15 protein-coding genes are annotated in these 16,146 nt (G+C 55.1%); 12 read left to right on the top strand and 3 right to left on the bottom strand.

From position 1 onward, the window contains the following. Positions 1-180 precede the first annotated feature (180 nt). From IVB27_RS41865 to IVB27_RS41855, 4 genes are read left to right on the top strand one after another with little or no spacing between them, the layout of a single operon-like run. Positions 181-1,098 carry a class I SAM-dependent DNA methyltransferase gene (locus IVB27_RS41865; protein ID WP_247448345.1) on the top strand — a complete coding sequence of 306 codons (918 nt, stop codon included), beginning with the start codon at positions 181-183 and terminating at the stop codon, positions 1,096-1,098. Continuing rightward, positions 1,016-2,827, top strand: coding sequence for a type I restriction enzyme subunit R domain-containing protein (locus IVB27_RS41860; RefSeq protein WP_247448344.1), 1,812 nt, complete (start codon positions 1,016-1,018; stop codon positions 2,825-2,827). Before IVB27_RS41865 ends, IVB27_RS41860 begins: the two co-directional genes overlap by 83 nt. Further along, positions 2,824-3,144, top strand: coding sequence for a M48 metallopeptidase family protein (locus tag IVB27_RS44015; RefSeq protein WP_524536569.1), 321 nt, complete (start codon positions 2,824-2,826; stop codon positions 3,142-3,144). The genes IVB27_RS41860 and IVB27_RS44015 overlap by 4 nt, the downstream gene beginning before the upstream one ends. Before the next feature lie 25 nt (positions 3,145-3,169). Then, positions 3,170-3,679, top strand: a complete 510-nt coding sequence (locus tag IVB27_RS41855; protein ID WP_247448343.1) for a gamma-glutamylcyclotransferase — start codon at positions 3,170-3,172, stop codon at positions 3,677-3,679. 25 nt (positions 3,680-3,704) lie between these two features. Here IVB27_RS41855 and IVB27_RS41850 read toward each other — a convergent pair whose 3' ends face one another. Next, a complete protein-coding gene (locus tag IVB27_RS41850; RefSeq protein ID WP_247448342.1) occupies positions 3,705-6,440 on the bottom strand; it encodes a TrlF family AAA-like ATPase in 2,736 nt (911 codons plus the stop codon). Positions 6,441-6,609: 169 nt separating this feature from the next. Between IVB27_RS41850 and IVB27_RS41845 the strand changes: the two genes are divergently transcribed. The 7 genes from IVB27_RS41845 (at position 6,610) to IVB27_RS41820 (ending at position 12,922) form a co-directional block, all read left to right on the top strand. After that, positions 6,610-6,867 carry a multiubiquitin domain-containing protein gene (locus tag IVB27_RS41845; RefSeq protein WP_247448341.1) on the top strand — a complete coding sequence of 86 codons (258 nt, stop codon included), beginning with the start codon at positions 6,610-6,612 and terminating at the stop codon, positions 6,865-6,867. Next, a complete protein-coding gene (locus IVB27_RS41840; protein WP_247448340.1) occupies positions 6,868-7,284 on the top strand; it encodes an E2/UBC family protein in 417 nt (138 codons plus the stop codon). Next, positions 7,281-8,732, top strand: coding sequence for a ThiF family adenylyltransferase (locus tag IVB27_RS41835; RefSeq protein WP_247448339.1), 1,452 nt, complete (start codon positions 7,281-7,283; stop codon positions 8,730-8,732). Before IVB27_RS41840 ends, IVB27_RS41835 begins: the two co-directional genes overlap by 4 nt. Positions 8,733-8,734: 2 nt before the next feature. Further along, complete coding sequence (locus IVB27_RS44010) at positions 8,735-9,190, top strand: ubiquitination-like system serine protease family protein (protein WP_524536568.1); 456 nt, start codon at positions 8,735-8,737, stop codon at positions 9,188-9,190. A 739-nt stretch (positions 9,191-9,929) separates the two neighbouring features. Continuing rightward, entirely contained in the window at positions 9,930-11,690 is a 1,761-nt protein-coding gene (locus tag IVB27_RS41830) for a recombinase family protein (RefSeq protein WP_247448338.1), read from the top strand. A gap of 366 nt (positions 11,691-12,056) precedes the next feature. After that, positions 12,057-12,524, top strand: coding sequence for a phasin family protein (locus tag IVB27_RS41825; RefSeq protein WP_247448337.1), 468 nt, complete (start codon positions 12,057-12,059; stop codon positions 12,522-12,524). A 194-nt stretch (positions 12,525-12,718) separates the two neighbouring features. Continuing rightward, the gene (locus IVB27_RS41820; protein WP_247448336.1) at positions 12,719-12,922 is read left to right on the top strand and encodes a hypothetical protein; all 204 of its coding nucleotides are present in this window, start codon (positions 12,719-12,721) and stop codon (positions 12,920-12,922) included. 293 nt (positions 12,923-13,215) lie between these two features. Here the strand turns inward: IVB27_RS41820 and IVB27_RS41815 are convergent, their stop codons facing one another. Together IVB27_RS41815 and IVB27_RS43095 are read right to left on the bottom strand one after the other, a co-directional pair. Further along, on the bottom strand, positions 13,216-13,983 hold the full coding sequence (locus IVB27_RS41815) for a Crp/Fnr family transcriptional regulator (protein ID WP_247448335.1): 768 nt from the start codon (positions 13,981-13,983) through the stop codon (positions 13,216-13,218). 353 nt (positions 13,984-14,336) lie between these two features. Beyond that, complete coding sequence (locus tag IVB27_RS43095; protein WP_256468519.1) at positions 14,337-14,468, bottom strand: hypothetical protein; 132 nt, start codon at positions 14,466-14,468, stop codon at positions 14,337-14,339. Positions 14,469-14,689: 221 nt separating this feature from the next. Between IVB27_RS43095 and IVB27_RS41810 the strand changes: the two genes are divergently transcribed. After that, positions 14,690-16,045 (top strand): hypothetical protein, encoded by a 1,356-nt coding sequence (locus IVB27_RS41810; RefSeq protein ID WP_247448334.1) that lies wholly within the window; start codon positions 14,690-14,692, stop codon positions 16,043-16,045. Positions 16,046-16,146: the final 101 nt, after the last annotated feature.

Here is a 16,146-nt window from a genome sequence, read left to right as displayed (position 1 = left end):
TGTCCACGCCCTCGCTTCTTTGCGAGGGTTTTCTTTATGCCCCACACTTGAAATCGCCCGGCTGGCACTGGGAGGAGAAAAAATGGCTTCGCGATATTGCGTAAACCATTGAAGCACTTTAGGCATTTCAATAGCTGCCAAAGATTCGGGCTGCGACGGCGTGTGATAGGATAACGGGGCATGGGGAACGGTAACGGAAAATCACTTGAATCCTGGATTTGGGACGCCGCCTGTTCGATCCGGGGCGCGAAGGATGCTGCCAAATTCAAGGAATTTATCCTGCCGCTCATATTTACCAAGCGGCTCTGCGACGTATTCGATGACGAGCTGAACCGTATCGCCGAAGAGGTTGGATCGCGCGCGAAGGCGTTCAAGCTGGTTAAGCACGACAAGAAGCTCGTGCGCTTTTACCTGCCCCTTGAACCGAAGAACCCGGACGATGCTGTCTGGTCGGTGATCCGAACTCTGTCCGACAAGATCGGCGAACAGCTCACAACTCATATGCGCACCATTGCGGAGGCGAATCCCTTGCTGAAGGGCATCATCGATCGCGTCGATTTCAATGCGACAACGCACGGGCAACGGGATATCGACGACGATCGCCTTTCAAACCTGATTGAAGAAGTTGGTGCAAAGCGACTGGGTCTCAAGGATGTCGAGGCAGATATCATTGGCCGGAGCTATGAGTACCTGATCCGCAAGTTCGCCGAAGGAAGCGGCAAGAGCGGCGGCGAGTTTTACACTCCGGCCGAGGTCGGCCTCGTCATAGCGCGGATCATTAGTCCCGGCCCTGGCATGGAGATTTATGATCCATGCTGCGGCTCCGCGGGACTGCTGATTAAGTGTCGCCTTGTGCTTGACGAGAGGCTGCGCGACACCAAGAAAAACAACAGCGCACCGCTGAAACTCTTCGGCCAGGAAAACGAGGCGGGCACCTGGGCAATGGCCAACATGAACATGATTATCCATGACCTGGAAGGTGAGATTCAGATCGGAGATCCACAAATTCCGCGACATGCCAGCGAACCTCAACAATCGGAAAAATATCTTCGTCTTGATCGACGAAGCTCACCGCACGACTGGCGGCGACCTTGGTAACTTCCTCATGGCTGGCCTTCCCAACGCGTCGTTCATCGGCTTCACGGGCACGCCAGTTGATAAGACTGCGTATGGCAAGGGGACGTTTAAGATCTTCGGGCTTGGGGACGACAAGGGGTATCTCCACAAATATTCGATTGCGGAGAGCATCGAAGACGGTACGACCCTGCCGCTTTATTACAACCTCGCGCCGAACGAGATGCGCGTGCCCCACGACATCATGGAAAAGGAGTTCCTCTCGCTCGCAGAGGCAGAAGGAATCGCCGATATCGAGGAGCTGAACAAAATCCTCGACCGTGCAATCAATCTGAAAAACTTCCTGAAGGGTAACGAACGCGTCAAAAAAGTCGCGCAGTACGTCGCAGATCACTATCGTGAAAACGTTGAGCCGCTCGGCTACAAAGCATTTCTGGTTGGCGTCGATCGCGAAGCCTGTGCACTCTACAAGGAAGCGCTCGACGCGATCCTTCCGCCCGAATATTCTGAGATCGTATACACTGGCAACAACAACGATTCGGCTCGACTCAAGAAATGGCATTTAGAGCCGACGCGGGAAAAGCAAATCCGTAAGAGCTTTACCAAGCTCGGGGATTGGCCGAAAATCCTCATCGTCACTGAAAAGCTGCTGACCGGCTTCGACGCGCCGATCTTGTACGCGATGTATCTCGATAAGCCGATGCGTGACCACACGCTCCTGCAAGCCATCGCGCGCGTCAATCGTCCATACGAGAACGAAGCGCAGGAAATGGTCAAGCCGCATGGCTTCGTGCTCGATTTTATCGGCATCTTCGACAAGTTGGAAAAGGCGCTCGCGTTCGACAGCGACGAGATCAACGCCATTGTCAAAGACCTGGGGCTCTTAAAGCAGCTCTTCAAATCAAAGATGGAATCGAAGGCTCCAGTATATCTCAAACTTGTCGGCCAAAAATTTGACGACAAGGACGTTGATAACCTGATCGAGCACTTCCGTGACCCCGATCGGCGGAAGGAGTTCTTCAAGGAATACAAGGAAATTGAGATGCTCCACGAAATCATCTCGCCCGATGCGTTCCTGCGTCCGTATATTGACCCATACGCGACGCTCTCTTCGATCTACGCCGTCGTACGCAATGCGTACGCCAAAAAGGTGTATGTCGATCGCGCGTTCCAGAAGAAGACCAATGAGCTTGTTCAGAAGCACATCGGAGCCGAACAGCTAGTAAACGTCGCCGAATTCGTGAAGATCGATGAGAACACGATCGAGCTCATCAAGAAGCAGAAAGGCGGCGACGGAACCAAGGTTATCAATCTAGTTAAGAGTATCGAGAAGGCCGCCGAAGACGGCGCAAACGACCCCTTCCTAGTCGCGCTCGCGGAACGGGCCATGGCGGTGCAAACAGCTTTTGAGGATCGTCAGACCAGCACCGCCGAAGCCCTGGGCGAGCTGATAAAAGAGGTGGAGCGCAACGAAAAGCGAAAGAAGGAGCAGGCTGAGAAAGGATTGGATGCAATCGGGTACTTTGTCCTCTGCAAGCTGACGGACGATGGCATAAAGAATCCGGACGCTGCGAGCCGCAAGGTCGCCGAAGCTTTCACCAAGTACCCGAATTGGCAGCGCAGCGAAGCCGAGCTGCGCGAGTTGCGCAATCAGGTCACATTCGCTCTCATGCGGGTAGAGGATGACGTGGAGAACGTTACGGCTACGGTCGAGACGCTGTTCACGTTGCTGAGGAAGAGCTTCAAACCATGAAGAAAGGCTGGCGGAATAAGCAGGAGTTCAAGGCTCGGGTCCATGAGTGGGCGCTCAAGCTGGACGCCCACGTAGCTACGATCTACGTGCGCCCAATGAGTCGAAAGTGGGCATCGTGCTCTACCGCAGGAAATCTGAATTTTAATGATGAACTACTTCAGCTTGACCAAGAGCTGGGGGATTACGTAATCGTTCACGAGCTGTTGCACTGCTCCGTCCCCAACCATGGGAAGCTTTGGAAGAGTCGCATGTTGGCACACCTGGGTGATCACGAACGGCTAGCGGAACGACTGCAGCGCGTCGTTAGCCGACGCTAACTCCCATCGAGCAGATTGCATAGATATGTGGGTCTTCGGGTATGGTTCATTGATGGGTGATGGATGGGAGGTCAGCCGTGGATGCGTTCGGCGATCGCTGGCCAATCTGTCTGGATATTCCCGCGCCTTTAACAAGGCATCTGTCAGGAACTGGGGAACGAAAGCGAGTCCGTGTCCTACGCTTAATCTGGTGCCGATGGCTTCAGAGATATGCCGCGGCATTGCTTTTGAATTTTCGGACGAACGCACGGAAGGAATTCGGGCATATCTCATGGAACGAGAGGGCAAGTCATTCGCGCTTCATTCGCTACCGATCCAGCTTGACGATGGCAGGCATGTCGACGCGCTTGTCCCGATATACGAAGGCAGGAATATTATCTCGGTCAATGACGCAGAACTTAAGCGTTTGATCGTACGTGCACGCGGTACGAGTGGCTCGGGTATCGAATATGTCGCCGGAGTCGCTCGCGAACTCGCTAATGCAGGTGTAGTTGATCCGGCCGTTACGAACTTGATGCGCGATATCTCCAGCTAGTTGGCGGATCAAATCACTCTGAGGCTCAAAAGCCGTACTTTTGCTTGCGGAATTCGAACGCCTCTTGCCCGCCTTCAAGCAAATCCTTGATCATTTCCTTGATGGCCGGCGTGTCTATAGAACCGCACAGGCTGTCAGGGATGGTCGCATGTTCGACGCCGGCTTCCACAACCGGCGTGAGCCCGACGATCTGCTCGGCGTCTCCAAGGACGGGGATATTCGCATTATGCGTTGAGAAAATAAACTGACGCTTCTTCTTCTCGTCACGCATGGTCGGAACGATGCAATCCGCGATGAACCGATTGTCAAGATCATCCTCGGGCTGATCGACGACGAGTGGTGCATCCGATTCAAGCAGCAACAGGAGCAGCACGGCCGTCGCTTTCTGGCCTGTCGAAAGCTGGTCCAGCTCTTTCCAGGTTTGCGCCTTCTCGCTGCCGACGTTCAACTCCAGCACGGCCTCCGCCGGCACCTCGCATTCCTCGATCTCGATCTCGAGGGCGAGCGCTGTTCCGCCTTTTGCGATTCGCTCTGCGGCACTTTGCGAGAATCCGTACTTGTTAACGAGCGATGCCGTTCCCTCGGCAACCGTCGATCCGAGGTCGGTCAAACTCAGATCATCCTTGCTGCGCAACCGCTCCAGCGCCTGGCTGAAGTTGCCAGTGCAATGCTTGCGAATGACGGCCTCCAATTGGTCGAGGGAGGCGCTGGGCCGGACGTTGACGCGGACGCGATCCTTCAGTCGTTTCGAGACCTTGCGGGCGGCCTTTTGCAGCTCACGGTAATCCTCGGCTTTGGCTGCATCCCACTTCGCCAGCAATTCCCGGCGAGCCTTTTGAAGCTGACCCAGCATCTTATTCCGCGTCTTGAGTTCGGTCTCTTTAGGCTTGAGCCGGTCGAGCTGATCTTTGAATTGCACGAACTTGCCGGCGTCGTGGCCCTCGGCCTTAAGTTCACGCAGTGTCTTTTGGTACAGCTCGTTGGCGGCCGTCTGCTTCGGCGCCCATTCGGCCTTGATATTCTCCACGGCCGTGGCGGCTTCCTTCACCGCCGCCTCGATGCTTTTGCCAGCTGCCGCTATCTGCTGAAGCAATTTGGCTTGAACTGCGTCGAGCTTGGCAACGATCGCAAGGTTCGGAAGTTCCTTGGCCTCCTCCCCGACTATCGGGCCCTCGGAGGTTCCACCGGAGATCACTTCGGCCGCAAGTTCTTCAACGTCTGAAACCATCTCCTCGGCTTGCTCGAAGAGCCGGGCCTCCTTGTCGATCTGGGTTTTGTCCTTCAGCTTCGCATCCAGGCCCGCCGCAGCGAAACGCTTGAGATGCTCTTTAAGGGTAGGCAGCGCCGCAAGCGCGTCCTCTATCCTGCCGATCTCGGTCGTTTCGCTGGCAATGGCGGTACGCGATCGCTCCAACTGCTCCTTTAATTGAGTTTTCCCGACGGTGGTGTCTGCGGCCGGCTCCGTGAAGCGGCGCAGCAACTGGGCGAGCTTCTCCGGAAATCTCGTGAGTTCGGATATCTCATGCTGGCCGTAGACTTCAAGGCTGCCCAAGACCGAACGCGGGCTCACATTCTGTAGGAGGTCACCGTTCTGGTCGCGGACCCGAGGCCGGCTTCCATAGATACGCTCGATCAAATAATACTGCGGGGAAGGCAGCGGCGATCGTATCAGCACCGAAATGGTAGCGCCCTGCCCGAGCACGTTCTTGACCATGCTGTCGTGCGTGCGTTTCGCCTCATCGCCCTTCGGCGGAAGTTCGAACACGTATCGCAAGCCCTCGATCAGCGTAGACTTACCGGCGCCGCGTCCACCAACGAGAACGTTAAGAGACTCATTGAACCTCAAGCATTGACCATCAAGAAGCCCGCCGGCCCAGGACATGGCGATCAGTTCGGTGTGGGAAGCTGGCTTCGGATCGCTGTTGAGGCGGATGCGTGATTCGCAATCGAGGAACGCCTGACGGAGACCCTCGACGGAGGGCGACACCATCTTGATCCACGTGGTGGTGCTGGGATCAGAGAGCGCCGCGGGCGAACTCACATCGTTCGCGTTAATGACTGCAATCTGCCGCGGGCGCGCATGCGCTGGGTCCTTATTGGCGATAATGTCGCGGCATGCCTCGGGCGCGCCACTCCTCGGGCCGGGCAGCGCCATTGCCATGAGGTCGGGGCTGGTCCAGACGCGCGAGCGCGCTTGCCCTCTCAACGTAATGAGGAGACCGGATGAACTGCATGCATGAGCGGCGATGGTGATCCCGCCCATATTGGGGATCAGCTGGAGGAGCTGTTCGCAGCTCCTATCGGACTGCGGGGATTCCGCCTCAAGATCGGTCACCCCGCACCTGCCAATCATCCGCTCCAATTCATGCGAGGAGGTCGAACCCGGAAATAGACACAGAAGATGCACGCCTTCGCTTGAACTCGCTTCGAAGCCGAGAAGAACATGAATGCCCTCATCTTTGAGAGCAGCGGCGAGGCTCTCGGATGTCGCAATCCGAAAATGATCCGTGATCCCGACGACCTCCACCCCTTCCTTGATACAGGCGGCAACGATGGCTGCGTTGTACTCCTGCTCTGTTTTATAAGCGGAATGTTTAGCGTGACGGGTCGTATATGCGTAGGGATTGATCTGAAGCGCGCAGCGAAAAAATCGCGCCCCCGCGGGCTTGCGAATAGCGTCGTAAATGCCGGCGGGTACAGCGCTGTGCCCGAGCAAGGTCGTAAGCTGTGGATCTAGCGAATCGTCTGCGGCGCGGTTCATTTCAGCATATTACTTTGTGGCAACCAGCCGCGCCATCTTCAAAGGGAAAAGAGCGAAAGGCCGCCATTTGACTCTTGGGCAAAGAATCATGTCTTGTTCAACGACGACTCGAAGTTGCATCCTCGGGTGCCGTGATACAATGGGCTATTACTTAAAATAGGGGCTCTATATGACTAAGGACGACAACAGTAAGAAGCATAAAATCAAAGTAGAAAACGACGTGTATGAATGGGAAAGCCAATTCATCACTGGCGCGCAGGTGCGTGCACTTGGTCCGGGAATCCCGGATAGTATGGACCTGTTTCTGAAGGTTCCGGGGCAACCTGGTCGATTGATAAAGAACGACGAGTCCGTGGATTTGGATCAGCATCCCGGGATCGAAAAATTCTACGCCCAAGAATCGAGCTCCGAGGCTGGCGTCAAATAAATGGCGCTGCTGTTTGATGAAGACTACGGGTTTCTTGAGGTGACGGGTCTCGACTACGAGGAAGACGCAAATAGTCACTTTCTCCTCCTCAAGAACTTTCCCTTGGCCGACGGGCTGTATGTTGCCAACGGCAAGCCGGTCAATGCCGTCGACGTATTGAGTGTGATTCCGCAAAATTACAACACCGCGGGCTGCGACATGTTTTGGGTGTATCCGCAGCTCGCACGGGCCGACGGCAAGGCCATTCCGGCAATTAGCGGACCCAATGAGGATTCAAGAATGCATAAAGGAATTGAATATTGCAGGTGGTCTCGCCATTGGAACAAAAACCCCTGGAAACCCAAGCTGGATAATGTTCGAACAATACTAAGTCGGCTTGAATGGGCACTCAAAAATCCCGACGCCGATAAAATATGAACAAGCATCGGATAACATTGCTCGGCTCGCAAGATGCGAGACTGCGAAAATGGCTGGAGGGAGACCCGGAGGGAAATGAACGCGGGGCAATCGTCTTGCTTCGAAAGTTCGATAGGGCTGTACGTGATCAGAAACCCTCGATTCGGTTCGTAGTCATTGACGTCATTGAAATGACTAACGAGTGGGTGATCGAAAGCACAACGACCAGCCTCCGTATAAATATGCGCAAGCTGCCAGAGTTATACTTTCGTTGTGAGCAAGAACATTTAGAGCTTGGCTTCGTGCACAGCCACCCGTCTGGACATCCTGACTTCTCCGATAAAGATGATCTGAATGAACAAAACATTCTTCATGGCTTTGCGAGCAGCAATGGACCCGATGTTTTTTTGGTCGCAATGGTGCTTTCGGATGGAAAGTGGTCCGCAAGATGCCGCCATGGAGCTGATCCTTCACATGTCCAAGATATTCGCCACACGGCCATCGTTGGCGAGCGTCTACAGCTAGACGGGGTTACAGGCGCAGCCGGATCGAATGAGATCTTCAAGCGGCAAGAGGCCGCCTTTGGAAAGCCATTCAATAAGAAGCTTCAGTCACTGCGTGTTGTGGTTGTCGGCGCTGGGGGAACGGGCTCGTCAACCGCCACATTGCTTGCCCGCGCAGGAGTAGGTGAGCTGATAATTGTCGATGGCGACGACCTCGAAGATACTAATCTGAATCGCGTTCGCGGGCACCGTCTTGTTCACGTCGGCAAAAACAAAGCTAAGGTTCTAGCCGAATTCATTCACAGTATGGGGCTCCAAATCTCAGTCTCATCAATAGGTGAATATATCGGCGAATCTCCAAAGGCAATCGACGCAATCTCGGGCGCCGATATCGTCTTTGGTTGCACGGATGACGTGGCAGGAAGAGACCTGTTAAATCAGGCACTATATTATTACGGCTTGGTTTACATAGACACCGGGCTTACGGGAAAAATTGATAGGTCTCCAGACGGCGAACCTTACTTGCGCGATCATCGCGGAAGGGTCAGCTGCATATTGCCCGAACATGGCGCTTGTTTGCGTTGCCAGGGAGTGGTGACGGACATGAAGCTCAAATATGAGAAGGCCCTCGAAGAACGGCCTGAGCTGGCCACACTTGACCCCGAAACTTTGAAGCGGGAATATTACTTAGTTGGCGGTGGTGAGCATGCGCCAGGCGTAGGGCCGTTCACGAGCGCAACTGCTGATGCGGCCGTGGCCACTCTTATGGATCTAATAAAACCCTTTCGTAAACTGCCAAGCGATTTACGCCAAGACAACATCTGGCATGACTTCGTGCATATGACGATCCACAGCAATGCACCAGCCGAAGATGCAAATTGCATCTACTGCAAAGAGCACTCGCTGCTTCTCAAGCGCGAGGGAGCCTATCGATTGGAGATGCCGGCTTTAGGAAAGTTGAAATAGATATGTGGAGGTGGATCAAAAATACAATTCAGACCCTTTCAAGAGTGTTTTCGGCGAACAAAATAGAAAGCGCCCGTGAAACTGCTGCTGAAGGACGCCAGCTGCCCGATGTGCACTTCGACAATCTAGCCATCGTCGATAAGACCCCGAGCAACGATGTCGTTGGACCGAAGCAGTTCATTGAGGTCGTGTATAAGGACGTTCCTCGATGGGCGATTTTCAAATGCCCATGCGCATGCGGGAATACCATCTCGCTGCCGCTGCAGAGACCGCACTCGCCTCTATGGAAGGTTACAGAAAGTCGAGCAGGTAGACCCACTTTGCACCCATCGGTTTGGCAGAATAAGGGATGCATGAGCCATTTCTGGATTGAAGACGGCAGAGTATTTTGGTGCGGAGATAGTGGAATTGCTCCCTCGATTGCGAGGCCCCACTTATATGGCCGACTGAGGAACTAACGAGAGACGGCACGATCGCGGCGGCGTTTGTTATCGCCCCGCCAACCTCGCTCACAGGATGTGGGCAATCACCTCCGCTCTCATGCAGAAATAGCAATTTTCACTTCTAGCGTGGACCAATCGCTCCCTGGCAGTGAGTCAAAATGTCGGTCGTCAGTCATAGCGCTACTGTGATTCTCTTCTGCCCCATCCACACGAGGAGAGATAATTGTCCTACTTCATCAGTGGCAAAGATTCGGTGGCACATAGGGAAGAAAGTTCTCCACGTTCATGAGGCGCTTGGGGAAGCCCGGCACATGGTTCAACGGGGAATGACGAACGTCTTGATTCAAGATAACGCAGGCCATTCAATCGACGGGAACGATCTGCTCGCGTGCGTCAAAGGTGAGAAAGTCCTTTCGGACGACTTACGAGCACATTACGTGAGCTGAGGCTCTCGCAGACATATGTCGGTCCAGCTCTAACGGGCGGAGGGGGCATTGTGCATGAATAGCATTTTCCGCCCCTAGCATCGTGACTGCTCAAAGGCACATGATGTCGGGATGAGCGAAAAGATTGCACCTCAAATTCACTATCAATTTCTTGATGAGCAACTAGCCGGGCATCAAGGGCGGCTAGATAGCGCTTTTGATCTTCTGTTTGAGGAGGTCCTGAGAATGCGCTCCTCGGTTGGATCTTGTTGCGCCAACCGATTCGACTCCTACCGGGGGTCAGGAGTAAACTTATATCTATAGAGGTTATGAACCGCGAAAAATTGGTAACGAGTAGAAAACTGATTGCCATATACGCGAGGGTTTCGACTGCGCGACAAGAAGAGGAAGGAACCGTCGAGACCCAACTAATAGCGCTCCGAGATTTCGCTCGTCAGCACGGTTATAATATCGTCAAAGAGTACATTGACGACGGTTGGAGTGGAGACATTCTTGCCAGACCGTCACTGGATCAGCTGCGCCAGGATGCGCGAGGAAAAACATGGCAAGCCGTCTTGGTCTACGACCCTGATCGGCTAGCTCGACGTTATTCCTACCAAGAACTGGTGATGGACGAGTTGCGAGAGGCCGAAATTGAAATCATGTTTGTTACTGTTTCTGCCCCGAAGAATAGCGAAGAGAAAATCTTACATGGTGTGAGAGGCCTGTTCGCGGAGTATGAGCGGGCAAAAATCGCGGAACGATTTCGGCTTGGGAAACTTCGCAAAGTAAAAGATGGCCACATCCTCGTAAGTGAGGCGCTCTATGGCTACAACTACATTCCTAAGCTCGACGGCAAGCATGGATACTACGAAATTGATCCTGTAGAAGCGCGGATTGTGAAATTGATTTTCAGCTGGGTCGCCTATGAAGGCTGCACCTTGCGGAAAGTCGTGCGCAAACTACAGGGACTCGGCATAAAACCCCGCAGAAGCAAACGGGGGGTATGGAACACGAGTACGCTCAGTACATTGTTGAGGCACAAGGGCTACATCGGCGAAGCCCACTGGGGCGCATCATACGCCGTGGCGCCTCAGCATCCAATCAAGCAAGACACGTATCGAAAAGTAAAAAAGACGAGTCGTCGAATGAGACCAGGAGACGAGTGGTTCATTATTCCCGTACCAGCGATCATAGATAAAGAGCTCTTTGAGCGCGCTCGCGCACAACTCGACGCTAACTTCGCGCTGTCCCAACGTAACAAAAAGAACGAGTATCTCCTTGCGGGCAAGATTCGATGCGTGTGCGGGAGGACTAGAACCGGCGAAGGACCGATGCATGGCAAGCACCTGTATTATCGTTGCAGCGATAGAGTGCTCAGCTTTCCTCTGTCCGCAACGTGCAAAGAACGGGGAATAAATGCACGTGCCGCCGATAAGCTTGTTTGGGAGAAGATCGCCAATTTGATGGGCTCGGAAGAATTACTCTCTGAACAGATCAGTCGCTGGTTGGGAACGCGCCGGAGGAAGGTGCGGTCTTCTGACGTCGATGTTGCCGTGGCGGAAAAGGAAGTAGCTACATTGAAGGTACAGGAGGATCGCTACAACAAGGCGTATGGCGCTGGCCTGTTCACGGTCGAACAGTTGAGAGAGTACACGACCCCGCTACGAAAAAAACTCGCGTCCTTAGAAAACGAAATTGCGAACGCGCAGCAAGAAACGAGCGCTATTGAAGTAACCGAAATGCCGAGTGCCTCGGAGATCAAGGAATTCTCTGATGCGGCTCAGAAAATGCTCCACAACTTGAGTTTTCAGGCGAGACGGGCGATACTACTGAACACGGTAGAGAAAGTCGTGGGAACACCCGAGCAATTACAGGTGCATGGCTTTATTCCGGTAAAAGATCATGTCGAGTTCAAAACTATCCATAGGCATCGACTGAACGCAGCTCGACACGTCAATCTGGCAAAGATTCCCTTCGAATTCAGGATCCCACTTCCGCCTCCACGTTATGAGCGAACAATCATGAGTCGCGATGGAAGAGGACGAATAACTCGATCGGCGCCGTCGGATCAGTGTCAAGCCGGATGAACCTCTCGGATAGGTCCTCTCGGGCAACCTTGGATGCGGAGCGATTCCGCTCCGGGCGGCGTTGTGCGTGCCCCTGGCGAGAGCGCTCAAAATAATGCGACGCCTTGCCTCGCGATGTCCGTCATGCGCCAGACCATCCCTGTAGATGTGACGATTTTATGTATTGACATCCCGGACAAGATTTTGATCGACGGTCGGAAACCCAACCGACAGCACCCGTTGCACCGGTCACAGTGGTCTCGGGGCATCCAAGCCCATCAACGAGCTGATCGAAGGCGGAAGCGGGACAGCTCTCCGCCTCCACAAGCTCTCGTGACGCAAGCCAGCGTCTCGAGACATGATTTCACTTGAGAAGGGGATGGCGCCGTGAGTGAAAGTGAAGTGAAAATCGGACTAAACGGAACGAATGGCTTCCGGCTCCCGTTGCTGGGGTTCTCGAAGTTCACGCTGCCGGGCGTGTTTGGCGAGCTTGTGGAGCAGGGGATCGCCCGCGCGCAGGCGGGCTGCGACACGATCAAGGTTGTGTCGGAGGAGTTGGCGGCGACGGTGCATGAGACCTATTCGAGGAACGCCGTGAGCGCGACCGACTACGGACTCAAGGTCATCGAGATCTCGAACGCCAATACTACTTTGGGGATCGAGTTCCTCGGCCTTCTCTTGGGCAGCAAGTCGATGACGGATGTCCTCACTTTGTCCGCGGCGCAAGCGCACAAGGCTTTCGACGCCACATCCGCCCAGAACAAGGAATTGTGGGTGCTTGCCCAGAAGCTGGCGACAGAAACCGGCGAGCCGATCAGGAGACACGTCGCGAAGGTTCTCCGCCAAACCGATTGACCGGCTTAGTTCAGGGTTCGTTCAAGAGGGCGACCCGGTCGGTTGGAATAAGCCCCGCCACGAGCATGCGACCCGTGCTCGAACAAGCAAGGTGCAGCTGCGCGATGCTCCAAGTAAGCGCACCAACAAGAGGCGCAATCAACCGGCCGGCCTATTGCTGAAAAGTAACAGAAGTTAATTCAGGGGAGGATCACATGGGTATGGTCATGGTCAAATGCCCGAAGAGCGGGCGCGCGATTCCAACTGGCATCAGGACCGATCGCGAGAGCTTTCGGTACAGCCCGGTGTTTTTCAGTCGCACCAATTGCCCGATGTGCCACACCTACCACGAGTGGTTCGCACGGGAGGCGTGGGTCCACGAACCGGGCACTTCGACGCAGCGCCGCAGCGCCGACTAGCCAAGGATGTTCTTTTCGAAGCACGCCAGTTGAAGCCGGGCCGCGCCCACAACGAGCCGCCAGGTCGCGAAGGTGCTGCGGGAGTTGGCGAAGCTCGACGAGGCGCAAACTGAAGCCGCACGGGACTTTGATCTACTGAAGAGAAGCTGATCGGGGCGGAAGGATCCACTGTTCCCTGTCTGGGGAAGCGGCTTCTCGGGCGTCACGCGACGGAGTCCTTCCGTGAACCATTGCGGCAGGATGGCGCGCCACGTGCCGATACTTTTCTAGGTAGGCGGCCGCGCGAAAACGGCTCACATAGCATTTCCTGTTTCATCTACTGCATCACCGGCACAACTAAAAACGCCGGAACGTGCCGTATTCATCGAGAATGATTCCTCGACTTCGATGCGCATGTTGCTGTGGCATTCGCACGCTGCGGCCTCGAGCCGCGACCGATCGACTTCGATCTGGCCTCGTCGATCAGATTTGATTGCTCCAGACGTGCGCAGATTGCGCATAAGGAGCGTCACCGTCGTTCGTTGCACACCTAGTATTTGCGACAGTGATTCGTGAGTGAGTGGGAGGACGTCGCGGTCTATGCGGTCGTGAAAATGGAGCAGCCAGCGTGCCATGCGGGCTTGGACCGGATGCAGAGCATTGCAGGCCGCGCCGGTCTGAAATTGTACCAGCATCGCTCTGATGTGACTCTGGACCGCATGTCGGAGCGCGGGGCTGCGGTTGAAGGCGGCGTGAAATCGCGATGCGGGGATCCGCGAAGCGCTGCCGATCGCACGAACAACGGCAGTAATGGCCGAAGCTGATGGCCCGAGCACGGATAGTGTGCCTATTGCCCCCTCCCGCCCGATTACGGCGGTAGCGACCGTCTGTCCGTTTGCCATGTCGGTCATCAGCGAGATGGCGCCGCTATCAGGGAAGAAGACATGCTCGATCCGGTTACCCGGTCGCGAGAGGACCGCCTCCGGATCGAGCGCGACCGTCTCTAGCTCGGGTGCCAGCAGATCGAAATCTGCTAGCGGAAGTGCTGCCAGTAGGCGGTTACCAATACGGCCGGGCCGCATCACTGCGCCTGACCGGCTTTGGGGAATCCGCCGCCTGCTACATTCCGAGTGGTACGGAACGCCGACCTTAACATACGTGTAATTCTGCTTTGTCTACTCGCACCGAAATTCAACTCACTTTGCAGATGCTTTTACTCTCATCGATTAAACTCCAGACGCTCACCACCGCGATCCATATCTTCTGCTCAGCATAGTCGGGACTTAGATGCAAGTTCGCTGCGGCATATTGTGCAAAATGCGAATGGCTAGGCCGAACAGCGTGCAGCGGCCGCATGAGTTCCAATTTCAGGCGCGCGGCCGATGCAAGGAGAGAGGTCATCTCCCGGTCCAGGAGCCCTCGCCTCAAGCTCGACTTACCAAAGTGTTTGTTGTTTAAGCGGTTCGCGCGTTTTGGCCTTGTCGCTCGACGGCTCGCCACGCGCCTTGGCGTTTGCATCATCAATCGATTTTTTCAAATCCAGCAGCATATTCTTGACCCACTCCATCGACGTCTCCAGGGCTGTAAATCGGCCGTTCGAGTACCACGCCACCGCAACCAGTGCGCCTAAGAGTCCTAGGAAATACTCCCAGCCGATATGAACTGTTATTCCCTCCATATGCCCATAGGCTAAGCGTGGAAGACGTTCCGGCCAAGGCTCGTGAATGTGCCAGACGAAGCACAGCTCCGGGCCTCGCCGCACCTGCCATGATCTGCGATCGTCGGGGCATGAACGATGCCACTGCAGGCCGCAATGATCGTGGACGCGCCGTACCGACGGTTTCCGATGTGCTCCAAGATGGCACCCTGATCGAGCTCGTGTACCGGCCAGAGGAGCGGACTACGCTTCTCGGCACGTATACTGCAGGGCGTTGGACACTTGGGAAGTCCGTCGACGTGGCGGGACAACGGCTTGTCCCATTCTCTCCGAGCAACAATCTCATCAAGAATGAGGTGGTTCTGCTTCCTTCGGAGCCCCGGATTTACGAAAGCGAGCAGAGCCTCATCTCCGAGATCGCTGGTTTCATCCACCGATATGCCGACCTCACTCCGATTTTCGAGCAGGTTGCCTGCCACTATGTTCTGCTAAGTTGGCTGTACGACGCCTTCAACGAATTGCCGTACCTCCGGCTTCGGGGGGACTTCGGTACAGGGAAGACGCGGTCACTCCTGACAATCGGATCGCTCTGTTACAAGCCATTCTTTGCGAGCGGAGCCTCGACCGTCTCGCCGATCTTCCACACGCTCGACGCGTTTCGAGGGACGTTGATATTTGACGAGGCGGATTTTCGCTTTAGCGATGAACGATCGGAGATCGTCAAGATTCTCAACAATGGCAACATGCGTGGCTTTCCGGTGTTGCGCACCGTGATGAATGGTCAGCGCGAGTTCAATCCGCGCGCATTCCATGTGTTTGGCCCAAAGATCGTGGCCACGCGAGGGCGGTACGAGGACAGGGCACTGGAAAGCCGCTTCATTACCGAGGAGACAGGCGGGCGGCCGCTACGCGCCGACATCCCCATCAATCTGCCTGAGACGTTCAAAGAGGAAGCGCGCGAGCTGCGTAATAAGCTGCTGCTGTATCGGTTCCATAGAAGATACGAGGTCAAGCTCGACCCTAGCCTCGTAGATCCAAAGCTCGAACCGCGCATCAATCAGATCATGCTGCCACTGCTCAGTGTCGTCGGTGATGCGGCCCTTCGCGACGAACTTAAGAAGGCCGCCCAGCGTACCCAGCTCTCGTTGATTGCTGAGCGCGGTCTTCTGATGGAGGCTCAAGTGCTGGAAATTGTTACTGAACTGATGTGGATCTCCAGGCGGCCCGTTCTTGCCGTCGGAGAGATTACGATGAGTTTCATCAATCGGTACGGCGCCGAATATGAGCGGCCAATCACGAACCGGTGGATAGGAAGCGTCCTGCGCAACAAGCTTAATCTCCAAACGTACAAATCCCACGGGATATATGTCATTCCGCTGAGCGAGAAGGAAAAAGTGGAGCTTCTATGCGAGCGGTACGGCGTGAATGTCTTCGCCGATAACGTAATGATGGATACAGAAGGGGACGTGGGGACCTCGGGGACGTAGCAGGCGCGCGATAGAGCTGCGCCGATTGCGGGATGCTCGCCATTATCGAGCTCACGGTCACGCCATGCGAACTCCCCACGTCCCCTTGTCCCGCTCCACAC

The sequence above is a fragment of the Bradyrhizobium sp. 197 genome (assembly GCF_023073375.1).
GTDB lineage: Bacteria > Pseudomonadota > Alphaproteobacteria > Rhizobiales > Xanthobacteraceae > Bradyrhizobium.
This window is presented reverse-complemented; position numbering and strand designations above follow the sequence as displayed.